At 69.9% G+C, this 25,178-nt stretch carries 20 protein-coding genes and 1 pseudogene; 11 read left to right on the top strand and 10 right to left on the bottom strand.

Going from position 1 to position 25,178, the window contains the following annotated elements:
- Positions 1 to 115 precede the first annotated feature (115 nt).
- Both ACIBJH_RS06655 and ACIBJH_RS06660 read left to right on the top strand, forming a co-directional pair.
- Complete coding sequence (locus tag ACIBJH_RS06655) at positions 116 to 1,975, top strand: family 20 glycosylhydrolase (protein ID WP_399115748.1); 1,860 nt, start codon at positions 116 to 118, stop codon at positions 1,973 to 1,975.
- A 19-nt stretch (positions 1,976 to 1,994) separates the two neighbouring features.
- Positions 1,995 to 3,542 carry an alpha-L-fucosidase gene (locus tag ACIBJH_RS06660; RefSeq protein ID WP_399115749.1) on the top strand — a complete coding sequence of 516 codons (1,548 nt, stop codon included), beginning with the start codon at positions 1,995 to 1,997 and terminating at the stop codon, positions 3,540 to 3,542.
- 13 nt (positions 3,543 to 3,555) lie between these two features.
- Here the strand turns inward: ACIBJH_RS06660 and ACIBJH_RS06665 are convergent, their stop codons facing one another.
- Entirely contained in the window at positions 3,556 to 4,461 is a 906-nt protein-coding gene (locus ACIBJH_RS06665; RefSeq protein WP_399115750.1) for a helix-turn-helix domain-containing protein, read from the bottom strand.
- A gap of 160 nt (positions 4,462 to 4,621) precedes the next feature.
- The gene (locus tag ACIBJH_RS06670) at positions 4,622 to 4,873 is read right to left on the bottom strand and encodes a DUF397 domain-containing protein (protein ID WP_200709817.1); all 252 of its coding nucleotides are present in this window, start codon (positions 4,871 to 4,873) and stop codon (positions 4,622 to 4,624) included.
- A 210-nt stretch (positions 4,874 to 5,083) separates the two neighbouring features.
- On the opposite strand from ACIBJH_RS06670, the gene ACIBJH_RS06675 reads away from it, so the two are divergent.
- Positions 5,084 to 5,632, top strand: a complete 549-nt coding sequence (locus ACIBJH_RS06675; RefSeq protein ID WP_399115751.1) for an ATP-binding protein — start codon at positions 5,084 to 5,086, stop codon at positions 5,630 to 5,632.
- Positions 5,633 to 5,711: 79 nt separating this feature from the next.
- Here ACIBJH_RS06675 and ACIBJH_RS06680 read toward each other — a convergent pair whose 3' ends face one another.
- Positions 5,712 to 6,518, bottom strand: coding sequence for an SAM-dependent methyltransferase (locus ACIBJH_RS06680; RefSeq protein WP_399115752.1), 807 nt, complete (start codon positions 6,516 to 6,518; stop codon positions 5,712 to 5,714).
- Positions 6,519 to 6,588: 70 nt separating this feature from the next.
- Complete coding sequence (locus ACIBJH_RS06685; protein ID WP_399116369.1) at positions 6,589 to 7,596, bottom strand: LacI family DNA-binding transcriptional regulator; 1,008 nt, start codon at positions 7,594 to 7,596, stop codon at positions 6,589 to 6,591.
- A gap of 270 nt (positions 7,597 to 7,866) precedes the next feature.
- Between ACIBJH_RS06685 and ACIBJH_RS06690 the strand changes: the two genes are divergently transcribed.
- From ACIBJH_RS06690 to ACIBJH_RS06715, 6 genes are read left to right on the top strand one after another with little or no spacing between them, the layout of a single operon-like run.
- Positions 7,867 to 9,159, top strand: coding sequence for an ABC transporter substrate-binding protein (locus ACIBJH_RS06690; protein WP_399115753.1), 1,293 nt, complete (start codon positions 7,867 to 7,869; stop codon positions 9,157 to 9,159).
- Positions 9,160 to 9,165: 6 nt separating this feature from the next.
- The gene (locus tag ACIBJH_RS06695; protein ID WP_200709813.1) at positions 9,166 to 10,059 is read left to right on the top strand and encodes a carbohydrate ABC transporter permease; all 894 of its coding nucleotides are present in this window, start codon (positions 9,166 to 9,168) and stop codon (positions 10,057 to 10,059) included.
- Positions 10,056 to 10,958 (top strand): carbohydrate ABC transporter permease, encoded by a 903-nt coding sequence (locus tag ACIBJH_RS06700; protein WP_399115754.1) that lies wholly within the window; start codon positions 10,056 to 10,058, stop codon positions 10,956 to 10,958. The genes ACIBJH_RS06695 and ACIBJH_RS06700 overlap by 4 nt, the downstream gene beginning before the upstream one ends.
- Positions 10,959 to 11,001: 43 nt before the next feature.
- Positions 11,002 to 12,258, top strand: coding sequence for a glycosyl hydrolase (locus ACIBJH_RS06705; RefSeq protein ID WP_399115755.1), 1,257 nt, complete (start codon positions 11,002 to 11,004; stop codon positions 12,256 to 12,258).
- Positions 12,255 to 14,273: an endo-beta-N-acetylglucosaminidase gene (locus ACIBJH_RS06710; protein WP_399115756.1), complete on the top strand. Its 2,019-nt coding sequence runs from the start codon at positions 12,255 to 12,257 to the stop codon at positions 14,271 to 14,273. Before ACIBJH_RS06705 ends, ACIBJH_RS06710 begins: the two co-directional genes overlap by 4 nt.
- Positions 14,274 to 14,315: 42 nt before the next feature.
- Complete coding sequence (locus ACIBJH_RS06715; protein WP_399115757.1) at positions 14,316 to 17,330, top strand: alpha-mannosidase; 3,015 nt, start codon at positions 14,316 to 14,318, stop codon at positions 17,328 to 17,330.
- A gap of 70 nt (positions 17,331 to 17,400) precedes the next feature.
- On the opposite strand, the pseudogene ACIBJH_RS06720 reads toward ACIBJH_RS06715, so the two are convergent.
- The 3 genes and pseudogenes from ACIBJH_RS06720 to ACIBJH_RS06730 form a co-directional block, all read right to left on the bottom strand.
- Positions 17,401 to 18,121 (bottom strand): annotated as a pseudogene (locus tag ACIBJH_RS06720) (alpha/beta fold hydrolase).
- Positions 18,122 to 18,152: 31 nt separating this feature from the next.
- Positions 18,153 to 19,124: an alpha/beta hydrolase gene (locus tag ACIBJH_RS06725; protein ID WP_399115758.1), complete on the bottom strand. Its 972-nt coding sequence runs from the start codon at positions 19,122 to 19,124 to the stop codon at positions 18,153 to 18,155.
- 44 nt (positions 19,125 to 19,168) lie between these two features.
- A complete protein-coding gene (locus ACIBJH_RS06730) occupies positions 19,169 to 19,927 on the bottom strand; it encodes a nuclear transport factor 2 family protein (RefSeq protein WP_399115759.1) in 759 nt (252 codons plus the stop codon).
- A 96-nt stretch (positions 19,928 to 20,023) separates the two neighbouring features.
- On the opposite strand from ACIBJH_RS06730, the gene ACIBJH_RS06735 reads away from it, so the two are divergent.
- The gene (locus tag ACIBJH_RS06735) at positions 20,024 to 20,917 is read left to right on the top strand and encodes an AraC family transcriptional regulator (protein WP_399115760.1); all 894 of its coding nucleotides are present in this window, start codon (positions 20,024 to 20,026) and stop codon (positions 20,915 to 20,917) included.
- Positions 20,918 to 20,929: 12 nt separating this feature from the next.
- Here the strand turns inward: ACIBJH_RS06735 and ACIBJH_RS06740 are convergent, their stop codons facing one another.
- A complete protein-coding gene (locus tag ACIBJH_RS06740) occupies positions 20,930 to 21,805 on the bottom strand; it encodes an NAD-dependent protein deacetylase of SIR2 family (RefSeq protein WP_399115761.1) in 876 nt (291 codons plus the stop codon).
- A gap of 34 nt (positions 21,806 to 21,839) precedes the next feature.
- On the opposite strand from ACIBJH_RS06740, the gene ACIBJH_RS06745 reads away from it, so the two are divergent.
- Positions 21,840 to 22,766, top strand: a complete 927-nt coding sequence (locus ACIBJH_RS06745) for a helix-turn-helix domain-containing protein (RefSeq protein ID WP_399115762.1) — start codon at positions 21,840 to 21,842, stop codon at positions 22,764 to 22,766.
- Here the strand turns inward: ACIBJH_RS06745 and ACIBJH_RS06750 are convergent.
- On the bottom strand, positions 22,754 to 24,214 hold the full coding sequence (locus tag ACIBJH_RS06750; protein ID WP_399115763.1) for an aldehyde dehydrogenase family protein: 1,461 nt from the start codon (positions 24,212 to 24,214) through the stop codon (positions 22,754 to 22,756). The two genes, ACIBJH_RS06745 and ACIBJH_RS06750, sit on opposite strands and share 13 nt — an antisense overlap.
- Entirely contained in the window at positions 24,198 to 25,175 is a 978-nt protein-coding gene (locus tag ACIBJH_RS06755) for a protein-ADP-ribose hydrolase (RefSeq protein WP_399115764.1), read from the bottom strand. Before ACIBJH_RS06755 ends, ACIBJH_RS06750 begins: the two co-directional genes overlap by 17 nt.
- Positions 25,176 to 25,178: the final 3 nt, after the last annotated feature.

Genomic DNA, 25,178 nt, shown 5'->3' on the forward strand with positions numbered 1-25,178 from the left:
TGACCTGCTGGTCATCCGATCAATGGCTCAACTCGGGTGCTCCCAGCACCCGTTGACAGCCCCCGACCGCAGTCCAATCATCAGTCGTCCGATCAATCGCGACCGGTGGAGTGTCATGGCTGAGCGAGGGAAGAGACGGTTCCGGCTGATCGGCTTCGCGGCGGTGCTCGCGCTGCTCACGGCGCCCGTGGCGCCGGCCGTCGCGGCCCAGCAGGAGCAGGCGGCACCTCCGGTGACCGTGCCCGCGCTGTCCGACTGGACAGCCGAACCCGGGAGTTACGACTTCGGAGCCGGGACCCGGCTGGTGGCAGGCAGCGCGAGTGAGCGCAGGGTCGCCGACACCCTCGCCGACGACCTCAAGGCGGCGGGCCACGGAACCGTGCCCGTCGTACGGGGCGGAGCCGCCCGGCCCGGCGACATCGTGATCGAAGTCCGGCCGACCCGGGGCGCGTTGGGCGCGGAGGGCTATGAACTCCGGGCGGACAAACGGCTGTCGATCACCGGAGCCACCGAGACCGGCGCCTTCTACGGCACCCGCACCCTCCTCCAACTCCTCGCCCAGGGTGACCACATACCGGCCGGACACACGGTCGACGTACCGCGCTACAAGGAGCGCGGGGTCGGTGTCTGCGCCTGCTACATCCACATCTCCCTGCCCTGGCTGGAGAACCTGGTGCGCGAGATGGCGTACCACAAGCTCGACCAACTGCTCCTGGAAATCAAGGTGAAGAGCGACGCGCACCCCGAGGCGAACACCTGGGGCTACTACACCAAGGACGAGCTGCGCGGCCTCGTCGCCCTCGGCGACAAGTACCACGTCGAGATCATTCCCGAGATCAACTCCCCGGGCCACATGGACCCGTGGATAGCGGACCGCCCCGACCTCCAGCTCACCGACAGCGACGGCAACAAACAGCCCGCCCGCCTCGACGTCACCCAGCAGGCCGCGTTCGACTACTACACCAGCCTGATGGACGAGTACGCGCAGGTCTTCACCGCGCCGTCCTGGCACATGGGCGCCGACGAGTACATGCTCGGCTCCGACTACTCCAAGTACCCGCAGATGCTGCGCTACGCCCAGGAGAAGTACGGCGCGAACGCCACCCCGCAGGACGCGTACATCGACTTCATCAACCGCGTCCAGGTCTACGTCGCGAGCAAGGGCAAGCGGCTGCGCATCTGGAACGACGGGCTCACCGGCGCCAACACCGTGCCGGTGGCGCCGGGCACGACGGTCGAGCACTGGCTCGACGTCCAGACGAAACCGAGCCAACTCATCGCCCAGGGCTACCCGTTGATGAACGCCGCCTACTCCCTCTATCTCGTCCGCGGCGGCTTCCACAGCGACACCGAGTCGCTGTACGACCAGAGCTGGGATCCGCGCAGCTTCGAGGGCGAGAAGCTCACCTCCAGCACCGGCATCACCGGGGCGAAGATCAGCCTCTGGCCCGACAACGGGCGCGGCGAGACCGAGAACGAGGTCACCGCCGACACCGAGCCCGCGCTGCGCCACCTCGCCCAGGCGACCTGGGGCGACCCGCACCCCGACGCCACCTACGCCCAATTCACCGCGCGGGGCACGGCAGTCGGTCACGCCCCCGGATGGCGGGACCTGACCCGGGTACCGGTCGCGGACGGGACGTACACCTTCAGGACAACGGGTGCCTCCCTCGACGCCACCGTGCAGCGCACGACCGACGGCTACACGACGGTACGGACCGCCGACGGCTGCCTGGAGATAACGGGCGGAAAACTCACCCTCAACGTGCCGCTCCAGCCGGGAGTCGCGGCCACCCCACAGCCCTGCGACGCCGCGAACACCATGCAGCGCTGGGAGTTGGCGCCTGTCGCGGGCGGCTACCAGCTCGTGAACGCCATCACGCGGATGGCGCTGAGCGTCGCCACCGACGGCCGCCTCGTCCAGTACCCGCCGGACCAACACCGCCCCGCCGTCTGGCACTTGACCGCCCCTTGACCAGAGGAGTCCCACCCCCATGGCCCTCTCCAGACGCCTCTTCGTCCTCTCGGCCACCGCGCTCGCCGCGACTGCCACCGCCACGACCCCCGCCCTCGCGACGCCCCCGCCCCCGTCCGACTCCCGCAACCGCATCCCCGTCGGTCCGGACGACACCGAAACCGACCTGGTCCGCAAGGCCTCCCAAGTCCGGCCCACCGCACGGCAGGTGGCCTGGCAGCAGCTGGAGCGGACGGCGTTCCTGCACTTCGGCGTGAACACCTTCACCGGTCTGGAGTGGGGGACCGGTGACGAGGACCCGAATGTGTTCCAGCCGACCGGCCTCGACACCGACCAGTGGGCCCGCGCCCTCCGCGACGGCGGTTTCAAGCTCGCCATCCTCACCGTCAAGCACCACGACGGCTTCGTCCTCTACCCCTCCCGCTACACCAACCACACGGTGGCCTACAGCAGTTGGCGTGCCGGGCAGGGCGACGTACTGCGGTCCTTCGCCGACTCCATGCGACGGTACGGCCTCAAGGCCGGCGTCTATCTCTCGCCCGCCGACGAGAACCAGTACCTCCACGGCGTCTACGCCAACGGCAGCGCACGCGCCACCCGTACCATCCCCACGCTCGTCGACGGCGACGACCGCACACCGGGCGCCTTCTACACACTGGACGCGACCGACTACGGCGCCCACATGCTCAACACCCTCTACGAAGTGCTGACCGAGTACGGCCCGATCGACGAGGTCTGGTTCGACGGCGCCCAGGGCCGCATCCCGCCGGGCCAGGTCGAGGACTACGACTGGGACAGCTGGTACACCCTGGTCAGATCACTCGCCCCGGACGCGGCGATCGCCGTGACCGGACCGGATGTGCGGTGGGTCGGCAACGAGGGAGGCACCGCGCGGGAGGACGAGTGGAGCGTCCTCCCGGTCAAGGAGGAGCAGTACGGCCGTACGGACTGGGCGCTGTCGTACGACACCCCCGACGAGGGCAGTCGTAGCGCGTTGGTGGCGGCGCAGCCGAACACCGACTATCTCCAGTGGTGGCCGGCCGAGTGCGATGTGTCGATCCACGACGGGTGGTTCTACCACCCGGGCCAACTCCCCAAGAGCGTCGACGAGTTGATCGACATCTACTTCGGCTCCGTGGGCCGCAACGCGGTCCTGCTGCTCAACGTGCCGCCGGACACTGACGGCCTGCTCGCCGACCCGGACGTGGCGCGGCTGCGCGAGTTCCGTGAGCGCGTGGACCGGGAACTGCCCGAGGACCTGGCGCGCGGAGCCCGGACGGCCGTCTCGCCGGGTCGGGTCACCGTCGACCTCGGCACCCGACAGGCGGTCGACCGCGTCCGGTTGGCGGAGGACGTCCGGCGCTACGGCCAGCAGGTCGAGGCCTTCGTCGTCGAGGCGTACGTCGACGGGGCCTGGACCGAGGTGACCCGGGCGGGGACGATCGGGGCCAGTCGCATCCTGCTGCTGGCCGCACCCGTACCCGCCCGGCGGTGGCGGGTCCGCGTGACGGCGGCCCGGGACACCGTACGGATCGCGGAGTTCGGGCTGTACCGGTCGAAGGTCTGAGCGGACCGCGACCTCACATGTCCTTGAGGAGCTTCTCCAGGAAGACGACCGACTCGGGGCCGGGCAGCGCCACCAGGCTCAGTCGGTCCATGACGGCGAGATAGCGGTCGACCTCCTCCGCCTTGTCCAAGTACAGGGCGCTGGTGAGCTGTTCGAGATAGACGATGTCCGGCAGGTCCGGGACCGGGAAGCGCAGCACGGTGATCGGACCGCCGGCCGCCGCATGGCCGCCCACCTCGAAAGGCAGCACCTGCAGCGTGACGTTCGGCAGGGCGGCCGTCTCCACGAGATGCCGGAGCTGGTCGCGCATCACCTCGGCCCCGCCGAGCGGCCTGCGCAGCGCAGCCTCGTCCACCACGACCCACAGCCTCGGCGCTCCCGGCCTGGTCAGCAACTCCTGGCGGGTCATGCGGAGTTCGACGCGGCGCTGGATCGAGTCCGGGGTGTCGACGGGGCGGCCGAGCCGGATGACGGCCTCGGCGTACCCGGCGGTCTGCAACAGGCCCGGGATGAACTGGACTTCGTAGGTGCGGATGAGGGAGGTGGCCTCCTCCAGTCCCAGGTGCTGCTCGAACCAGGCGGGGAAGGAGTCGCCGTAGGCGCGCCACCAGCCGGGTTCGTTGGCGCGGCGGGCCGAGTCCAGGAACTCCTGGCGGGCCTCCGGCTGATGGAGGCCGTACAGCGTCAACAGGTCCGCCACGTCACGCTCTTTGAAGCCGACGCGGCCCAACTCCATGCGGCAGAGCTTGGCGTCCGAGGCGCGTATGGCCGAAGCGGCCGTGTCCCGCGTGATGTTGAGGGACTCGCGCAGCCGACGGAGCCGGGTGCCCAGCATGATGCGCTGGATGGTCGGACCACCGCGCTGAAGGCTCAGCACGTCAGTACCCAGGGGGGCGTGTTCCGGTTGAGCTGCAGTCATGTTCATCCCCTCGGCGGTCGCGCCGATACTGTCCGCAAGTTCTCGGGACTCAAAACAGGATCGTAGCACCGAGGTTCCGGATAACTGCGGGGAGTGAAGGAGCCGGAAGGTGCCAGCCTGTGTCCGGCGCCTTCCGGCCATCCGCGGGTCTTGCCTGACTTCAGCGGCCGGGGAGTAGGCCGTCGAAGTCGCCGTCCTTCACACCGCGGACGAACGCGGAGATCTCGGCGCTGGTGTAGACGAGCGCCGGACCTTCGGGATGGCGCGAGTTGCGCACGGCGATGTGGCCGTCGGAGAGCGCGGCCAACTCGACGCAGTTGCCCTCGGGGTTGCTGTGGTGGCTCTTGCGCCACTCCGCGCCGCTCAGCAGGGTCGCCGACATGCCGTTCGCGTGCTCGATCTGAGGCCTCATCGCTCCCCCGGAAGATCGAATGCAATTGCATCTTCAATTGCACCCATTGGTGATGTGGAGGACGATAGCCCTCGGGGGCACCGCTCGCAAGATCGTCTGCAATTGCAGCGGTAATTGCCGATGCACTTGCGTTCGCAGGGTCAGTCGGAGGACCATGTTCCGGACAGGTGTAGCGCGCGCAGTTGTTCTCTTGGGGTCTCAGGGGTCGCGATGTCCGCAGAGCAAGTCGTACGGCCGGTCGACTCCCTGCGGATCGAGGGCACTTGGCAGTGGCTGTGCCGCGCCGTCGACGAGGTGGGCCGACCCGCGCCGGGGCAGACGATCACCCTGGTCCCCGCCGTCGGGGACGGAGGCAACCCGGCCCTCTGTTCCGTCCTGGTCGTGCCCCCGATGCCTCAATCCGTGCATGTCGCACGGGACTTCACCCGCGCCGCGCTGGCCGACCGGGCCGGGGACGAATTCGTCGACGACATGGCGGTCACCGTGTCGGAACTGGTGAGCAACGCGCTGCGCTACGGCCGGGCGCCCAACTCCCCGGTGGTGCAACAGCCTTCACTGTGGCTCGCGGTGTGGGACCGGCTGCCGTACGCCGTGTGCGCGGTCACCGACGACAGCGACCGCATACCCGTGGAGGGACACCCCGACGAGTTCGCGGAGTCCGGGCGTGGTCTCCAGGTGGTCTCCGCGCTCAGCGACTCATGGGGCTGGAACCTGCGGGCGGGCGGCGGCAAGACGGTGTGGGCGCTGTTCCGGCTCTGACACGACGGACAAACAGAGAAGCGGGGTGCCGGCCCAACGCCGCTGCCCCGCTTCTGTGTTGCCGCTCAGACCTTGCGGCTCAGACCTTGCGGCCGATGCCACAGATCGTGTCCACGACCTCGGACGGATCACGGCCCACGTCGACAGGCTCGGGCCGCCACCGCGAGATGGGGACGATGCCGGGTTCGACGGCTTCGAGACCGTCGAAGAAGGCCGTCACCCGCGCGGGGCTGCGCAGATAGTAGGAGCTGGCGGAGTTGGCGTTGTACACCGAGATCGCCTGGTTGAGCGCCGGGTTGGTGTCGGTGCCGTCGGTCAGCGCGAGATAGCTGCCCGGGGGCAGCGCGTCGAGGAAGCGGGCCACGACGGCCTCGGGCTCGTCCGAGTCCGGGATCTGGCCCAGGATGCCCAGCATCGTCAGCGCGACCGGCTTACTGAAGTCCAGTGTCCGGGCCGCGGCTTCGAGGATCGTCTCGGGGTCGCGCACATCGGCCTCGACGTAGGCGCAGGCGCCTTCCGGCGTGCTGGTGAGCAACGCCTGGGCGTGCACCAGCACCAGCGGGTCGTTGTCGACGTACACGATGCGGCTCTCGGGCGCGATGCGCTGCGCGACCTCGTGCGTGTTGTCGACGGTGGGCAGACCGGTGCCGATGTCGAGGAACTGGCGGATGCCCGCCTCCGCGGCGAGATAGTGCACGGCCCGCACCAGGAAGCCTCGTTGGAGGCGAGCCAGCAGGGCGATGTCCGGGAACATCTTGACGATCATTTCGCCGGCCTCACGGTCGGCGGCGTAGTTGTCCTTGCCGCCCAGCAGGAAGTTCCACACACGGGCGGAGTGCGGCCGGTCGAGCTGGAGCCGGTCGGCCAGCGGGTCTTCGGAGGTCATGGGCAAAGCCTCACACGAAGTGCCCGGCGGTGTCCGGCGATTCGGGCCCGAACCGGGAGACACAGCACTTTCACACCCGTGCCGGTCCCGTACTGTCCCGCTCGATCAGCCGCGGCACCGGCACCCGAACCGTGCGCGCCGGTCCGCCGTCCAGCAGCGCGGTCAACTCCTGGGCCGCCGTACGGCCGAACTCCACACTGTCCCGGGACAGCGCCGACAGCCACGGCCGGACCATCCGGCACAACGCGGAGTCCTCCCAGGCGACCACCGACACGTCCGCCGGTACGGAGAAGCCGAGTTCGGTCGCGGCGGCCACCCCGGCGACGGCCATCACGTCGTTGTCGTAGATCAACGCCGTTGGCGGAGAAGGGACTTCGAGGACTCGGCGGGTCACGGCGGCGCCCGCCGCGTCCGAGTAGTCGGTCGTCACCGAGTGCACCTCGGTCAGCCCGCGGCGCGCGGCCTCGGCGCGCAGGGCGCGGATCCGGCGCTCGGTGTGCGCGAGGCCCGGCAGACCGGCGATGTGCGCGATACGGCGATGGCCGCGCGCGGACAACTCGTCGACCACCGACGCCATCGCGCCCGCGTCGTCCGCCCACACCGTCGACAGACCGGGATGCCGTTCGTCCGGCGCACCGCCTATGACGACGGCGGGCAGGCCCAGTTCGTCGAGGAGGTCGGGCCGGGGGTCGGCGGTGCGCGGGTCGGCCACCAGGACGCCGTCCACCCGGTGTTCGGCCCACCAGCGCCGGTACACCGCGCACTCGTCGTCGACGTCCTCGGCCATCTGGAAGAGCAGCCCGAGATGACGCTCGGCCAGTATCTCCTGGATGCCCGAGACGAGTTGGAGGAAGAACGAGTCGACGCCGAGGGTGTCCGCGGGCCGGGCCAGCACGAAACCGACCGTCGCCGCGCCCTCCCCGGACAGCGCCCGCGCGGCCGTGCTGGGCCGCCAGCCCAGCTGTTCCGCGACCCGGCGCACCCGGTCACGGGTGATCTCGGAGACGCCGGGCCTGCCGTTGAGCGCGAAGGAGACCGCGCTCTCGGAGACACCGGCGCGCTGCGCGATGTCCTTCATCGTCGGCCGACGCGCGGGTGACCGCTTGCCTGACAAGCCCGCTCTCCATTCCATCCGTGCCGCGCACTAATGCGCTTGAGCCAGCACACCCTAAAGCGCATTAGTGATCCACCGCAAGAATGCGAACACACCTCGCTGAGCTGGGATGTTGTCCGGATCGGGCCAACTAATGAATTTAGCTGAGCGGAATCCATTGACGCGCCCCGCGAACAGCGTGCAAGGTCTGCCCCGGCACGATTGGCCAACCCCACTGCAAAGGAGCGACCCGCCGTGCGCATCTCCCGCAGAGCCTTCGCCGCCGCTGCCGCCGCCGTAGTCCTCATGCCGCTGAGCGCCTGCGGCTCCGGAGGAGACGACGGCGGATCGACCGACGCCTCGGGCAAGGTCGAGGGCGACATCACCTTCCAGACCTGGAACCTCCGCGCCAACTTCAAGTCCTACTTCGAGGGCGTGATCTCCGGCTTCGAAAAGCAGTACCCCGGCACCCATGTGAAGTGGATCGACCAGCCCGCCGAGGGCTACGCCGACAAGATCAGCGCCGACGCCGCCGGCGGCACCCTGCCCGACGTCGTCAACGTCTCCCCGGACCTGGTCGCCCCGCTCGCCAAGGCGGGCCTCGCGATGGACCTCGACAAGGCCGCCGCGAAGTACAAGAGCGAGTATCTGCCCGGCGCCTGGGCCAGCCACCAGATACCGGGCATGACCGGCACCTACGCGTTCCCCTGGTACCTCAACACGGGCCCGCTCTTCTACAACAAGTCCCTCTTCAAGCAGGCCGGACTCGACCCCGACCAGCCGCCGAAGACGTACGACGAACTCTTCGCCCAGGCACTCCAGTTGGCGAAGAAGACCGACGGCAAGGTCGCCACCCTCGCCAACGTCCCCACCGTCGAGGACTTCGGCCGCTACGGCGTCGAGCTGATGAACAAGGCCGGCACCGCCTTCGCCTTCAACGACGCCAAGGGCATCGAACTCCTCACCAAGTACAAGGAGTTGTACGACGCGAAGGCCCTCGACCCGCAGGCGCTCACCGCCACCCCCGAGTCGTCCGGCAAGAAGTTCCTCACCGGGGCCGTCGCCATGAACCCGGGCAGCGCCCTCGACCTCGACAACTTCAAGAAGCAGGCGCCCAGCCTGTACAAGAACATCGGCATCACCGACCAGATCACGAGCACCGGCCACGTGAACATGTACGTGATGGGCGTGATGGTCAACTCCAAGACCAAGCACACCCCGGCCGCCGTGGCCTTCGCGCACTACGTCACCGACGCCCAGCAGCAGATGTCGTTCGCGAAGAAGGTCGCGATCTTCCCGAGCACCGCAGGCTCCCTCGACGACCCGTACTTCACCAAGGAGGACGGCACCGACGAGACAAGAGTGCGGATCGCGGCGGCCAAGTCCCTGAAAAACGCGGTGAATTACACGCCGGTGCTGTTCAGTGAGCAGATGAAGACAGCGCTGCGCAACGAGGTGGCCAAGGCCCTGCAGGGGAAGGAGAGCCCCAAGACGGCTCTTGACAACGCTGTCAAGCAGTGCGACACGCTCCTCCAGCAGCAGGGGTAGTCCACGATGGCCCTCTCCACCGTCTCCCGGGTGCGGCGCCAACTGCCCACCAGCCCCTGGCTGTTCGCCGCCCCCGGGCTGCTGATCACCGGCGCCTTCATCCTGTACCCGTTCGGCTCCACGCTGGCCAACGCCTTCACCGACCGGCGCACCCTGATCCCCGGCCACTTCGTGGGCTTCGCCAACTTCCGCGAGCTGTGGCACGACGACATGTTCTGGACCGGCCTGCGCAACAGCACCCTGTACATCCTCGGGGTGGTCCCCGCACTCGTCGTACTCCCGCTGCTGCTCGCCCTGTTGGTGCAGAAGAACATCCCCGGCATCACCTTCTTCCGGTCCGCGTTCTACACCCCGGTCGTCGCGTCGATCGTCGTGGTCGGCCTGATCTGGGTGTGGCTGCTGGACGAACGCGGCCTGGTCAACTCGCTGTTGGAGACGATCGGCGTCGGCCGGATCGGTTTCCTCAGCGACCAGTGGCTGCTGCTCCTGAGCGCCATGGCCGTCACGGTCTGGAAGGGCCTCGGCTACTACATGATCATTTACCTGGCCGCGCTCGCCAATGTGCCGCGCGAACTGCACGAGGCCGCCTCGGTCGACGGCGCGGGCGCGGTACGCCGCTTCTTCACGGTCACCGTGCCCGCCGTCCGCTCCACCATGGTCCTCGTCGGGGCGCTGTCCTCGGTGGCCGCCTTCAAGGTGTTCTCCGAGGTCTATCTGATGGCGGGCCCCAGCGGCGGCCCGGCCGGCGAGGACACCACCCTCGTGATGCTCGTCCAGCGCACCGGCACCGGCCTCACCGGCCGGGTCGGCTACGCCTCCGCGCTCTCGGTCGTCGTCTTCGTCGTCACCGTCGCACTGATGCTGCTCGTGCTGCGGGCCGACCGGAAGGAGGACGCTTGAGCGTCATCGAGCGCACAAGACCCGTCCAGGCAAAGGCGGTTCGCGAACCCCGCGTCACCGACGAGCACGGCCGCCGCATCCGCGTCTGGGAACTCGCCCTGCGCTACACACTGTTGCTCGCCGTCCTCGCCATCACCGTCGGCCCCTTCCTCTGGCAGCTCTCCACTTCCCTCAAGGGACCGACCGAGGACATCTACAGCTCACCGCCGACCTTCCTGCCCGAACACCCCACCCTGCACAACTACAAGCGGGTCGCCGACACCATCCCCGTCTGGGACTACGCCTTCAACTCGCTGAAGGTCGCCTCCGCCAACGTCGTGACGAACTGCGTCGGTTCGGCCCTCGCCGGGTACGCGCTGGCCCGGCTGCGCTACCGGGGCCGCCGCGTCGCGACCCTCGTCTTCATCCTCGCGATGCTCGTGCCGGTGGAGGGCATCATCATCGCCCAGTTCACCACCATGCGGGAGTTGGGGCTGAACAACACCCTGATCGGGGTGGTCCTCCCCGGCTGCATCGGCGCGATGAACGTCCTGCTGATGCGCAACGCCTTCCTCAACCTGCCGTACGAGATCGAGGAGGCGGCCTACGTCGACGGCGCCAATGTCTGGCAGCGGTTCCTGCGGATCGCGCTGCCGTCCGTGAAGGGCACGATCGCGGTCGTCGCGATCTTCGCCTTCATGGGCGCCTGGGACGACTTCCTGTGGCCGCTCATCGTGCTCAGCGACCCGTCCAAGTTCACGCTCACCATCGGCCTCAACTATCTGCACGGCACCTTCGCCAACGACGAACGCCTTGTCGCCGCCGGCACGGTGATCGCCGTGGCCCCGCTGATCGCCCTCTTCGCCTGCCTCCAGCGGTACTTCTTCCGGGGCGTGGGCGAAGGCGCGGTGAAGGGCTGACGTCTCCTTGTATTCGGACACGCACTACAGAACCAGGATCCCGATGTCTTCTGCCGTGCGCTTCGGCGTCAACTACACGCCCAGCCAAGGGTGGTTCCACCACTGGCTCGACTTCGACCTCGACTCCGTACGCGCCGACCTCGACTCGATCGCCGAACTGGGCCTCGACCACATCCGGGTGTTCCCACTGTGGCCGTACTTCCAGCCGAACCGCACCCTGATCCGCCCCACGGCCGTGGAGCAGCTGGTCCAGCTCGTCGACGCGGCCGGTGAGCGCGGGCTCGACGTCAACGTCGATGGTCTGCAAGGACACTTGAGCAGCTTCGACTATCTGCCCGCCTGGACCCGCACCTGGCACCGGCGCAACCTCTTCACCGACCCGGACGTCCTCGACGGCCAGGCCGCCTACCTGCGCACCCTCGCCGCCGCCCTCGCCGACCGGCCGAACTTCATCGGCATGACTCTCGGCAACGAGGTCAACCAGTTCTCGGCGGGCCCGCATCCGGACCCCGACCGGGCGACCGAGGACCAGATCGACGCCTGGCTGGAGCGGATGCTCGCGGCCTGTGCGGAGGGCGCGCCCGGCAAGCCGCATCTGCACGCCGAGTACGACGCGACCTGGTACCAGGACGACATGCCGTTCACCCCGGCCCAGGCAGCCCGCCGGGGCGCGATGACGGCCGTGCACTCCTGGGTCTTCAACGGCACCGCCCAACGCCACGGCCGCACCTCCGTGCCCAGTGAGCATCACGCCGCCTATCTCGTCGAGTTGAGCAAGGCCTGGGCCGACGAACCGCACCGGCCCGTCTGGCTCCAGGAGGTCGGCGCGCCCCAGCCACTCGTCCCCGCCGAGCACGCGGCCGACTTCGCCTCCGCGACCATCGCCAACGCCCTGGACTGTCCCGACCTCTGGGGCATCACCTGGTGGTGCTCGCACGACGTGTCCCGCGACCTCGCGGACTTCCCCGAACTCGAATACGGGCTGGGCCTGTTGACCAACGACCGGCAACCCAAGGACATCGCGCTGGTGCTGGCCGAGGCGGCCCGCGAGCCCACGTACGCGCCCGCCCCCCGCAGTACGGCGCTCGTGGTGCCCGCCGATCCGTCGGTCCGCTCGGTCTGCGGTCCCGGTGGGCCGGTCTTCGACGCCTACTTCCGACTCGTCGCCGACGGAGCCCGCCCGGCGACCGTCCTCGACGTGCGCGTGGACGACAAGGAACACCTTGCCGCGCGTGGCATCACCGAAGTCGTCACTCCCGATCAGGTACTCCCCACCCCACAAGGAGACACCAGCTCGTGAACCCCACCAGACGCACCGTCCTGCTCGCCGCCGGCGCTGCGGCCCTGCTGCCCCAACTGCCCCCGCCCGCCTACGCGGCAGGGCAGGCCGCGGCCACCGCGACCCAGCCGTACGCCAGTTACTGGTACCCGGACTCCCTGCCCTCCGGCACTCCGGGCACCGGCATCACCTGGCGCAGCCTGAAGACCTGGACGGCCGCCTCGGACACGGACCTCGCCTTCAACGCCGCCGCCGTGCCGCTGGCCGCGCGCTTCACCCCGACCCCGGCCAACAGCACCGCCCGCTCGGGCCAGGCCCGCATCCAGTCACTGGTCTCCTTCGGGCCGACGTCGAGCAACCCCTCCCAGGGCGCGGCCACCGCCGACTACTACGCCCTCACCCACTGGTCCTACCTCGACGAACTCGTCTTCTGGGGCGGCTCCTCCGGCGAGGGCATCATCCTCGCCCCCAACGCGCCGATCGTGGACGCCGCCCACCGGCACGGCGTACCCGTCCTCGGCAACATCTTCCTGCCGCCCGTCGCCTACGGCGGTCAACTCCAGTGGACCCGCGACCTGGTGCAGAAGGACTCCGCAGGGCACTACCCGCTCGCCGCCCAACTCGTCGCGGTGGCCGCCGCGTACGGCTTCGACGGCTGGTTCGTCAACGCCGAGACCAGCGGCGGGAACACCGCGCTCGGCACCGACATGCAGGGCTTCGTCGGCGAGTTGAAGTCCCTGGCCGCCGCTCAGGGGCAGCGGGTCACCTGGTACGACGCGATGACCGTGAACGGGACGGTCAGCTGGCAGGGCGCGTTGAACACCTCGAACCAGGCGTTCTTCCAGGCCGCCAACGACATGTTCATCGACTTCCGGTGGAGCACGAGCACCCTGGCTGCCTCCGGCACGAAGGCCGACGGACTGGGCCGCAGCCGCTACGAGTTGTGGGCGGGCGTCGACGTCGAGTCCAACGGATCGAATACGACGGTGAGTTGGGACGCGATGGTGCCGACCACCAAGGCCCACATCACGTCCGTCGGCTTCTACCGGCCCGAGTGGACCCGCAACCACCTCCCCGCGAGCCGTACCCCCGGAGACTTCCACGTCGCCGACGACCGCTTCTGGACCGGACGTTCGCTCGACCCGTCGAAGCCGGACAGCACCGACCCCTGGCGGGCACCGGCGGTGTCGGTCGTGGACCGGTCCACGGTGGGCGGCGCACTGCCGTTCGCGAGTGTCTTCAACACCGGGCACGGGCTGCGCTGGTACGAGGACGGCACGGTCACCTCGGACGCGCAGTGGAACCACCTCGGCCTTCAGGACCGGCTGCCGTCCCGCCGCTGGGCGGTGCGCACGACGGGCCAACGGCCCACCGTCACCTTCGACTTCGCCGACGCTTGGCGCGGCGGCAGCAGTGTGCTGGTCTCGGGCGCACTGGACCAGCCGACGACGCTGGATCTGTACGCCACCCAACTGCCGATCACCGATGACACCGTGGTCGACCTGACCTTCCGCACCGACTCCGGCAGCGCGAACGTCGAACTGGCCGTCGCCACCGCCGAACCCAGCACGGCGGGAGCGACACCGCCGTACACCTATCTGCCGGTGGCGGCCTCGGGCAGCGGCTGGCAGACGGTGACCGTGCCGCTCACCGGTCTCTCCGGCACGCTGCACGCCATCGGTGTACGGCTCACCGCGACACAGGGGCCGGTCAGTTGGCGGCTCGGCGGACTCGCCGTGCGCGATGCCGACGCGTCGCCGGTGCCGGCCGCTCCCGCCAACTTCCTCATCAGCGCGGCGACCGGCGGCAACCTGCGCTTCGCCTGGGACGCCGCGCCCGGCGCCGTACGCCACTACACGCTGCACCGGCTGCTGCCCGACGGCACCCGGCGCTTCCTCGGCGGCACTTGCCAGCGCGCCTTCTACGTCGGCGGGCTGACGGCCGAACAGGGCGAGCAGCAGGCGTGGTTCGAACTGCGCGCGACAGGGGAGCTGTACACAGCGTCGGCCCCCGTGACCGTCGCGTACGCCTGGTAACACCCGTAGTCCCACCCGCAACCGAGCCACGGAGCACCCCACATGCATGACGACCGCAGCCTGGTCGAAGCCCGCCTCAAGCGTGTTCTCGAAGAGCGCATCCGTCCCGCCGTGTACCCCGAGTCAGTGCCGCTGGAGGTGGCCGTCTGGCACGCGCCCGACGAGCCGGTGCCCGTGGCCGAGGGGCTCGCGGGCACACCCGAACCGATCGAGGTGGGCGCCCGGTGGGGTGCTCCCTGGGGGACCAGCTGGTTCCGCGTCACCGGGACCGTCCCGCAGGAGTGGGCCGGGAAGACCGTCGAGGCGCTGCTCGACCTCGGCTTCGACGAGAACATGCCCGGCTTCCAGTGCGAGGGCCTCGTCTATCGGCCCGACGGCACCCCCGTGAAGGGCCTCAACCCGCGCAACCAGTGGGTCCGGATCGGCGCGCCCGTCGCCGGCGGCGAGGAGGTGCGGCTGTTCGTCGAGGCCGCGTCCAATCCGGTGGTGATGGACTACCACCCGTTCGTGCCAACCCAGTTGGGCGACAGGGAGACCGCCGGCAGCGAGCCGCAGTACACGCTCACCCGTATGGATCTCGCCGTCCTCGACGAGAACGTCTGGCACCTCGTCCTCGACCTGGAGGTGGTCGGCGAGCTGATGGCCGAGCTGCCGGTGGACTCCGCGCGCCGCTGGGACCTCCTGCGGGCCGTCGAGAAGACGCTCGACGCGGTGGACCTCCAGGACGTCAACGGCACGGCGGAGCAGGCCCGTTCACAGCTTGCGGCCGTCCTGTCGACGCCCGCCGTGCCGTCCGCGCACCGCATCAGCGCCATCGGGCACGCGCACATCGACTCCGCGTGGCTGTGGCCGCTGCGGGAGACGGTCCGCAAGGTGGCCCGGACGACGTCCAACATGACGGCACTCCTTGAGGACGAACCCGACTTCATCTTCGCCATGTCCCAGGCCCAGCAGTGGGCTTGGGTCAAGGAGCACCGGCCCGAGGTGTGGGCGCGGGTCAAGAAGGCGGTGGCTGACGGGCGGTTCGTGCCGGCCGGCGGCATGTGGGTGGAGTCGGACACCAACATGCCGGGTTCGGAGGCGATGGCCCGTCAGTTCGTGCACGGAAAGCGGTTCTTCCTCGACGAGTTCGGCATCGAGAACGAGGAGGCCTGGCTGCCCGACACCTTCGGCTTCGCCGCCGGACTCCCGCAGATCATCAAGGCCGCGGGCTCCAAGTGGCTGCTGACACAGAAGATCTCCTGGTCGCAGACGAACAAGTTCCCGCACCACACCTTCCGTTGGGAGGGCATCGACGGCACCCGGATCTTCACCCACTTCCCGCCCGTCGACACGTACAACTGCTCCATGCAGGGTCGCGAAATCGCCCACGCGGCACGTAACTTCAAGGACAAGGGAGTAGCCAGGCACTCCCTGGCGCCCACCGGCTGGGGCGACGGAGGCGGCGGCACGACGCGTGAGATGGTCGCCAAGGCGGCCCGCCTGCGCGACCTCGAAGGCTCGGCGACGGTGGCCTGGGAGACCCCTAAGGAGTTCTTCGAGAAGGCCGAGGCGGAGTACCCCGAACCCCCGGTCTGGGTCGGCGAGTTGTACCTCGAACTGCACCGCGCCACCCTCACCAGCCAGGCCAAGACCAAGCAGGGCAACCGGCGCAGCGAACACCTCCTGCGCGAGGCCGAGCTGTGGGCGGCCACGGCAGCGGTCCGGGCCGGATTCCCCTACCCGTACGAGGACTTGGACCGGATCTGGAAGACGGTGCTGCTGCACCAGTTCCACGACATCCTGCCCGGCTCCTCCATCGCCTGGGTGCACCGCGAGGCCCGGAAGACGTACGAGGGACTGGCCGCCGAGCTGAACGCCGTCATCGACGCGGCCCAGCGCGCGCTGGCGGGGGAGGGGACGCGGGAGCTGGTGTTCAACTCGGCGCCCCACACCCGCGACGGCGTTCTCGCGGGCGGCGCCCAGCCACCTGTGGTCCTGGGCGAGACGGCACTCGCGTCACGTGTCGGCGGCGGCCACGTTCTGGAGAACGGCCTGCTCCGCGTCGAGATCGACGCCCGGGGCCTCGTGGTCTCCGCCTACGACATCCAGGCCGACCGCGAGACGATCGCACCCGGCCGGGCCGCCAACCTGCTCCAACTCCACCCGGACTTCCCGAACATGTGGGACGCCTGGGACGTCGACGAGTTCTACCGCAACACGGTCACGGACCTCACCGACGCGGAGGAGGTCGTCGCCGACGGGAACACGGTGCGGATCGTACGGTCCTTCGGCGCGTCCCGGGTCACCCAAGTGCTGTCCCTCGCACCCGGGGAGCGGCGGCTGCTCATCGACACCGAGGTCGACTGGCACGAGACCGAGAAGTTCCTCAAGCTCGCCTTCCCGCTCGACGTGCACGCCGAACGGTACGCGTCCGAGACCCAGTTCGGGCACTTCCACCGCCCCACGCACACCAACACCTCATGGGAGGCGGCCAAGTTCGAGGCCTGCAACCACCGCTTCGTCCACCTGGAGGAACCCGGCTGGGGCGTCGCCGTCGTCAACGACTCGACGTACGGCCACGACGTGACCCGTACGGTCCGCACCGACGGCGACGCCGGTACGACCACCACGGTCCGCGTCTCCCTCCTCCGCGCCCCGCGTTTCCCGGACCCCGAGACCGACCAGGGCGTCCACCGCTTCCGGCACGCGCTGGTGCCCGGCGCGGCCATCGGCGACGCGGTGCGGGAGGGCTGGCGGATCAATCTGCCGGAACGGCGGGTCACGGGCGGTCAGGAGGTCGCCCCGCTGGTGGCCGTGGACCGGGACGCGGTCGTGGTCACCGCGGTGAAGCTGGCGGACGACGGGAGCGGGGACGTGGTCGTCCGCTTCCACGAGGCCCACGGGGGACGGGCCAGGGCCACGCTGACAGTGGGCTTCCCCTTCGACTCCGTCGAGGTCACCGACCTGTTGGAACGTCCATTGGCCGATGCCGGAGAGGTGATCCGTGAAGGCGATCAACTGGCCCTGCGGCTACGGCCGTTCGAGCTGGTGACGCTGCGGTTCCGGCGGGCCTGAGCGCCCTGTAGGGCGTGGGACCGCGTCCCCTCCGCCCGGCGTACAAGCCGGGCGGAGGGGAGCGGGGCGGTCAGGCGGTGGTGCTCCGGACGGCCTCGCGGATCAGGTCCGCGACCTTCTTGGGGTGCGCGAGCATGACCAGGTGCGACGAGTCGACCTCGACCGTTGTCATGCCGGCGCGCGTAGCCGTAGCGCTCGACGTCGGGGTTGATGGTGCGATCCGAGGACGACACCAGACCCCAGGACGGTTTGGTCTTCCATGCCGCGACCGGTGCCGGTTCGGCGAACGCCGCGCCGGCCAGGGGCCGTTGGGAGACGGCCAGCACCTTGGCCAGCTCCGGCTCCACGTCGGCGGCGAAGACGGCGGGGAACTTGTCAGTCTCCACAGTCACATCGGTGCCCGGCTCGTCCGAGCCCTCGACCGGGAACGGCGTGTAGACCAGTGCCGAGGCCAGCTCGGAGTCCGGGAACCCGCCCTGCAACTCGCCCAGGCTCTCGCCCTCCTCCAGGGCGTAACCGGCCAGGTAGACCAAGGCCTTCACGTTGTCCTCGGCGCCCGCGACCGTGATGACCGCGCCACCGTAGGAGTGCCCCACGAGGACGACCGGGCCCGGAACAGCACGGACGACCGAGGCGATGTAGGCGGCGTCGCCGGTGAGGCTGCGATTGGGAACGGCCGGTACGAGCACCTTCAGACCGTCGGCCAGTAGTTCGGGGACCACCCGGGCGAAGCTGGACGCGTCCGCGAACGCGCCGTGCACCAGGACGACAGTGGGCGTGGAATCAGTCATGGGCTTCCAATTTCAGTACGCGGCTCGTACGTCAGTCGGTGGCGAGCGCCTTGCGCAGCACGGTCACGGCCAGGGTGATCGCGGCCTCGGCGGCGTGGGTCTCCCGCAGGGCGTTGAGCATGACGAAGTCGTGGATGATGCCCTGGAAGCGGACGGCGGTGACGGGGACCTGGGCCTCGCGGAGTTTGTTGGCGTAGGCCTCGCCCTCGTCGCGCAGGACGTCGGCCTCGCCGGTGATGACGAGGGCCGGGGGCAGTCCGGTGAGCTGTTCGGTGGTGGCGCGCAGTGGGGAGGCGGTGATCTGGGCGCGTTCGGTCTCGTCGGTCGTGTACTGGTTCCAGAACCACTGCATGCCGTCGCGGCGCAGGAAGTAGCCTTCCGCGAACTGGTGGTAGGAGGCGGTGTCGAAGCTCGCGTCGGTGACCGGGTAGAACAGCGCCTGCTGGACCAGGGGGACATCGCCGCGTTCCTTGGCCATCAGGGTCAGTGCGGCGGTCATGTTTCCGCCGACCGAGTCGCCGGCGACGGCGATGCGCGTGGGGTCGAGATTCTTGGTGGCGCCTTCCCGGACGACCCATTGGGCGACCGTGTAGTTCTGCTCGATGGCGACCGGGTAGCGGGCCTCGGGGGAGAGGTCGTACTCCGGGAAGACGACGGCGGCCTGCGTGCCGACGGCGAGTTCGCGTACGAGGCGGTCGTGGGTGTGGGCGTTGCCGAAGACCCAGCCGGCGCCGTGGATGTAGATGATCACGGGGAGCGGGCCGGTGACGCCGGCGGGGCGGACGATGCGCGTCCTGACCTGGCCGGTGGGGCCGCCGGGGACGGTGGCCCATTCCCCGTCGACGGCGGGCTTGGTGATGTCCCCGGACTGGACCTCGTCTACTGCCTTGCGGCCCTCGGCCGGGGTGAGGTCGAAGAGGTAGGGAGGGTTCGCGGTCGCCTCGGCGAAGGCCTGGGCCGCCGGTTCGAGGACCGGTTTGAGAGGCGTGTCAGGTTCGGACATACGAATCTCCAGGGAGCTTGGGAGGGACACGTGCGCGCCGGACCTCAGAACAGGCCGTTGGAATGCGGCAGTTCGGCCGGGACGGGAGCGATGACGTCCCAGTGCTCGACGATCCTGCCGTCGGCGACCCGGAACAGGTCCCAGTAGGCGACCGGCACCCCGAACTCGCCCTCCGACTGCAGGAGTACGAGGTCGCCCTCGGCCACGACCTTGTGGACGTTCTTGTAGACCAGGTTCTTGCCCTGCTCGGCCCACTTGGCCGCGGCGGCGCCGAAGCCGTCCAGACCGTCGGCCGCCTCCGGGTTGTGCTGGCGGTAGGTCTCGGTGGAGATGTAGTCGGTGAGCACGGAGTAGTCGGCGCCCTTGAGGACCTTCTCCGCGAACTCGGCGACCAACTCACGGTTGGAATCGGTCCGTTCCAGGTCGGCGGGCTCGGACGGGCCGTCGGTCTGCGAGCGTCCGGAAGCGGTCGTCGGCACGACCGGCGTCAGCGCGTCCCAGTGCTCGGCGAGCCTGCCGTCGGCGTCCACGCGGAACAGGTCGAAGGCGACCAGGGGCTCGGGGCCGAAGCCGTGGTACGTGCCGTGCAGGGCTACCAGGTCGCCGTCGGCGATCACCCGTGCGCCCTCGTAGCGAAAACCGTCCGGCAGCCCGGCGACCAGTTGCCGCAGCGCCTCCGGGCCGTCCGCGGCAAGGCTGCTGTGCTGACGGTAGTCATCGGCCACCCAGCGGTCCACCGCGCTCGGGTCCTTGTCGCCGAACAGCTCGCCGGCCGCCTTGAGGACGATCTCCTTGTTGCTCATGGCACCTCTCCTGTCTGTGGTTTCCGGCGACACCTTGTCCGCCGGACTGCGTCCACTCTCTCGGCCGGCTCGCCCCGGCGCACGGTAGAGTCAGGCATGGCCATGGTCGAAACGGGACAGGTGCCGGTGATCGAGCGGGGTTACCGCAACCCGCTCCGGCCGGATCTGCTGATGGAGGTGCTCACCTTCACGGACCTCGCGCGTCGGCTGCCGGGAGCGGAGTTCAGGCGCGTGCACCGGCTCGACTTCCATCACCTCACGTTCGTGCACAGCGGCGAGGCGACCGCCATGGTCGACTTCGTCGACGTGCCGCTCCGGCCGGGGACTCTGCTGTACATCCGGCCCGGCCAGGTACAGCGCCTGCCCACGACGTCCGGCGACGCACGGCCGGACCTGGATGCCACCGTCGTCCTGTTCACCCCGGACTTCCCGCCCCGGTTTCCGGCGACCGTGCGGGTGACGGACGACGCCTTCGGCCCGTCCCGTTGGCCGCTCGGAGCGGACGACCGCGACCGGTTCCGGTGTGCCCTGGCCGACCTCGCGGCCGAGTACGCCGACCTTCCCCGCCAGGACCCCGAGATCACGAAGGAACTGCTGCGCCAGCTCCTCGCGGCTCTGCTGCTGCGCATCGCCCGTCTTCCCGCCGGCGACGGCCGCACACAGGCGTCCGCGGACGAGCCGTACCGTCTCTTCCGGCACGAACTGGAGCGATCCTTCGCGGTGTTGCGTCAGGCCCACGACTACGCCGCCCGGCTCGGATACTCCCTCAAGACGCTCAACCGCGCCTGCCAGCGGGCCACCGGCCGCACCGCGAAGCAACTCATCGACGCCCGAGTCCTGTTGGAGGCCAAACGCCAACTGGCCCATACCGACCTGCCTGTTGCCGCCATCAGTCACCGGCTCGGCTTCACCGAACCCACCAACTTCAGCAAGTTCTTCACCCGCGTGACCGGTCTGACCCCGGGCGCCTTCCGCGACACCCAGCGCTGACGGCCATCAGCCCTACGGCTGCCAGGGCGCGAGCGCTTCGAGGAACGGGCCGGCTCCGAAGGGCACGGACAGCGCTCGGTCGCCGAGGTCGGCCGGGACGTCCGGATGGTCGGGGTTCACCCGCACCAGCCGGGCCCGCGGGGTATGGCGGACCAGGTTCTCCATCGGTTTCCGGATCACGCCCGGGGTGTTGAAACCGGCACCGATCTCCAGGACGAGCAGCCGGCTGTCCGCGGGCGCCCGGTCGAGCCAGCTGCCCAGCCGCTGCCCCGCGGGAAGGTAGGCGTCGTCGACGAATTCGGGGCCGACCCGGACATTGGGAAAGGCAGCGGCACCGCAGCGTGGGCACCGCGGCAGCGCGGCCCGGTCGGTCACCCTCCCGCTCTCCCGGTCGTACACCGCGAGGATCCGGTCGAAGTACGGCTTGCTGGGCCAGGTCTCACGGGTGCAGGGCACGGTGCACTGGAGTCGGCCGTAGTCGCCCTGAGGCGAGAAAACGTGGTCCGCGGCGAAGCCGTTGCGGGCGAAGAGGGCGTCGACGTTGGACGTCATGACCCAGTGGTCGCGGTCGCCGACCAGCGAACGCAGGCGCCGGTACAGCGTGTTGGGGCCCGGACCGTGGCGGATGTCGTTGATGTGAACGGCCCAGTACCCCCACATCATGTCCGCCGGCAGCGGGACGCCCAGCAGATAGCGCGACCGCAGTCCCAGCCGGTGCAGCGCCGGCAGCAACTCCTTGAAACGCTCGGCGTCGCCGTAGTCGAAGCCGGCGGCCGCGCTGAGACCCGCCCCCGCCGCGACCAGGACCCGATCGGCCTCTCCCAGCCAGGAACGCAGCGTCCCGACCGGCTGTTGCGCGGAGGTGCGGGTGTTGTCCGTGGAACTCACGACTACGGGGTCCTTCCGGTTAACCTGATGACTGATGATGGTCAAAAACCGACACACTGCCGCGCGGGGGATTCCCGAGCTTCCCTTCGCCGCGCCCGCGGGCACACCCGCGGGCGCCGAGGCCATGTCGCTGGCCGAGCTGCGCGGACGTGTGCCGCAGCCCGCGCTCGCCCGGCCGCAGCGTCCCGACTTCCACCAGCTGCTCACCCTCACCTCGGGTGAGCTTCGGCAGACCGTGGACTTCACCGACCATGTCCTCAGGCCGGGTTCGTGGTTGTGGATCCGTCCCGGGCAGGTGCACCAGTGGGGTGACCTCACGGGCGCGGAGGGCGTGCTGATCCTGTTCCAGCAGGACATGCTCGACGCCGCCACCGCGACCGCCGCCCGGGTCGACGACCCGTACGCGCCCGTCGTCAGCACCCCGGTCGCCGATGACGCGCGGGCACTGGACCTGGCCGCCGAGCATCTGAGCCACGAGTTCCGGGCGCTCGGTCAGCTGCCGCTGGAGGCGCACATGGCGGCCCTGCGGCATCTGCTGGCGGTTCTGGTGCTGCGCCTGGCCCATCTGACGGTTCCGGCCGACGGCTCCGCGCCGGAACCGGACGAGACCTATCTGCGCTTCCGTGACGTCGTCGAGCGGAACTTCACCCGCACCCGGCGCGTGGAGGACTACGCCCGGATGCTCGGGTATTCGGCACGCACTCTGGCCCGGGCCACGCTGACCGGCGCCGGCCTGAGCGCGAAGGAGTTCGTCGACCGCCGCGTCGTACTGGAGGCCAAACGGCTGCTGGCGCACAGCGACCGGACCGCCGCCCAGATCTCGGACCAGCTCGGCTTCGTGAATCCCTCCCAGTTCAGCAAGTACTTCCTGCACCGGGTCGGCCGGTCCCCGATCGACTTCCGCGACGCGGTCCGGGGGCGCCGGGTCGGCCATGAACCGGCGGGCGGTCAGAACGGATAGCGGGCGTGCCGGGTGGCGATGGTCAGCCAACGGGTGTTGGAGAAGGCCTCGATGCCCCACCGCCCGCCGAACCGGCCGTAGCCGGACGCCTTGACACCGCCGAAGGGGGCATGCGGTTCGTCGGCCACGGACTGGTCGTTGACGTGCACGATCCCGGTGCGGACGCGGCGCGCGACGGCCAGGCCGTGGGTCGCGTTCTCGGTGATGATGCCGCAGGTCAGGCCGTTGTCGGTGTCGTTCGCCAGCGCTACGGCGGTGTCGTCGTCGGCGATTGTCTCGACGACGCACAACGGGCCGAACGCCTCCGCGTAGTAGAGCTCGGCGGTCCTGGGCACGCCGGTGAGCACGGTCGCCGGATGCATGGCGCGCTCCGCCCGGCCGCCGCCCGTGAGCACGGTGGCGCCCTCGGCGACCGCGTCCCGGACCAGACCGGCGACGCGCTCCGCGGCGGACGCGCTGATCAGCGGACCCACCACCGTGTCCGGGTGGTCGGGGTCACCGGAGCGGAGCGCGGCGACCTTCGCGGTGAACTTCTCCGTGAACTCCTCGGCGAGCGAGGCGTGCACGAGGACACGGTCGGCCGACATGCAGATCTGGCCCGAGTTCATGAACACGCTGAAGGTCACCGCGTCGACGGCGTGGTCCACGTCGGCGTCGTCCAGGACGATCACCGCGTTCTTGCCGCCCAGTTCGAGGACGGCCGGCTTCACATGGTCGGCCGCGAGCCTGCCGATGACGCGGCCGACGTTCGTGGAACCGGTGAAGTTCACCGCCCGCACTCGGGGATCCGCGATCAGCGTCTCCGCGATCGTGGCGGCGTCCGCGCGGTCGTTCGTGACCACGTTGAGAACGCCGTCGGGCAGACCGGCCTCGCGCAGCACATCGGCGAGGAGCAGCCCGCAGGCGACGGGCGCGTCCTCGCTCGGCTTGACGACGACCGTGTTGCCCGCCGCCAGCGGACCCGCGGCGGCCCGCACACCGAGGATGACCGGAGCGTTCCACGGCGCGAACGCGGCGACCACGCCGAGCGGTTCGCGTACGGCCAGCCCCAGCACGCCCTCCTCCTGCGCGCTGAGCACCTCACCGCGCGGCGCGGTGACCGCGGCGGCGGCCTCGCGCAGGATGTCGGCCCCGAGGCGCGCGTTGAAGTGCGCCCACGGGCGCGTTCCACCCGCCTCGTGGGCCATCGTCTCGACGATCTGCCCGGTCCTGGACTCCAGCAGGTCGGCGGCCTTGAGGAAGATCCCCCTGCGGACGAACGGGGTGAGCGCGGCCCACTGCGCGAAGGCCGCGTCCGCGGCGTCCACGGCCCGCCGCACGTCCTCCGGGCCCGCCGCTGGAACGTACGCGTAGACCTCGCCCGTGTAGGGGTCGATGTCCTCGGTGGTGCGGCCGGAGAGCGCGGGCACGTCCTTGCCGTCGATGAGCATGTCACGGGTGAGGGGCATGGGGAGTTCCCTTCGGTACGGGAGGTGTGCGAGGTACGGGCCAGCCGGGGGCGAGGGCTCTTCGGTACGCCGACTCGTCGTCGGCGCCGAACACGGTGAACACGATCCGGTCGAACCGGTCGGGGTGCGAGTCGAGCCAGTCGGCGACGGTGTGCAGGGCGATCCGGGCGGCCTCGTCCTTGGGGTAGCCGAAGACGCCGGTGCTCACGGCGCAGAAGGCCAGGGTGCGGAGCGTGTCGACCTCTGCGGCGAGGTCGAGGCAGGCCCGGTAGGAAGCGGCCAGCGCCGCCGCGTCGCCGGTACGGGGCGTGCCGTCGGTGACAGGGCCGACGGTGTGCAGGACGTAACGGGCCGGCAGATGGTGTCCCCGGGTGATCTTGGCGGTGCCCGTGGGCTCGGAGCTGCCCTGCAGCCCGATGACGGTCGCGCAGTCGTCCCGCAGCCGGGGCCCGGCGGAACTGTGGATGGCGTTGTCGATACAGGCGTGCAGCGGTTGGAAGCAGCCGAGCAGAGCACTGTTCGCGGCGTTGACGACCGCGTCCGCCGCGAGGGTGGTGATGTCTCCGCGCCACAGCGTGGTGTGCCGAGCCGCCCGGAAGGAACTGTGGGCCAACTCCTGCTCGATGGTGGGGAGTTGTGGGACCGAGACAGTGGGTCTGAGACGGCGTTCCGCACCTAGCAGGGCATCGAGGACCTCGGTGGCGCCGTCGGGCAGCGGGCCGGGAGCACGGACCGTGAGCAGGGCGCGCAGGAGCCGCCGGGCGGTGGCCGCGTCGATGGCGCCGAGATCGGTCAGGGAGTCGGCCCGCAGGCCGAGTCGGGGCACGGCCGGGTCGCCGCTGAGCATGCGCAGCGCGGTGCGCACAAGGTCCTCCAGCCGGTCGGCGGGCGCCGGGGGCGCCGCCGGACGGAACGGCTCGTCGAGCGCGATCGCCCCTCGGTAGGCGGCCGGCGGCAGCACCGG

It is taken from the genome of Streptomyces sp. NPDC050548, from assembly GCF_044457385.1.
Classification (GTDB): Bacteria; Actinomycetota; Actinomycetes; order Streptomycetales; family Streptomycetaceae; genus Streptomyces.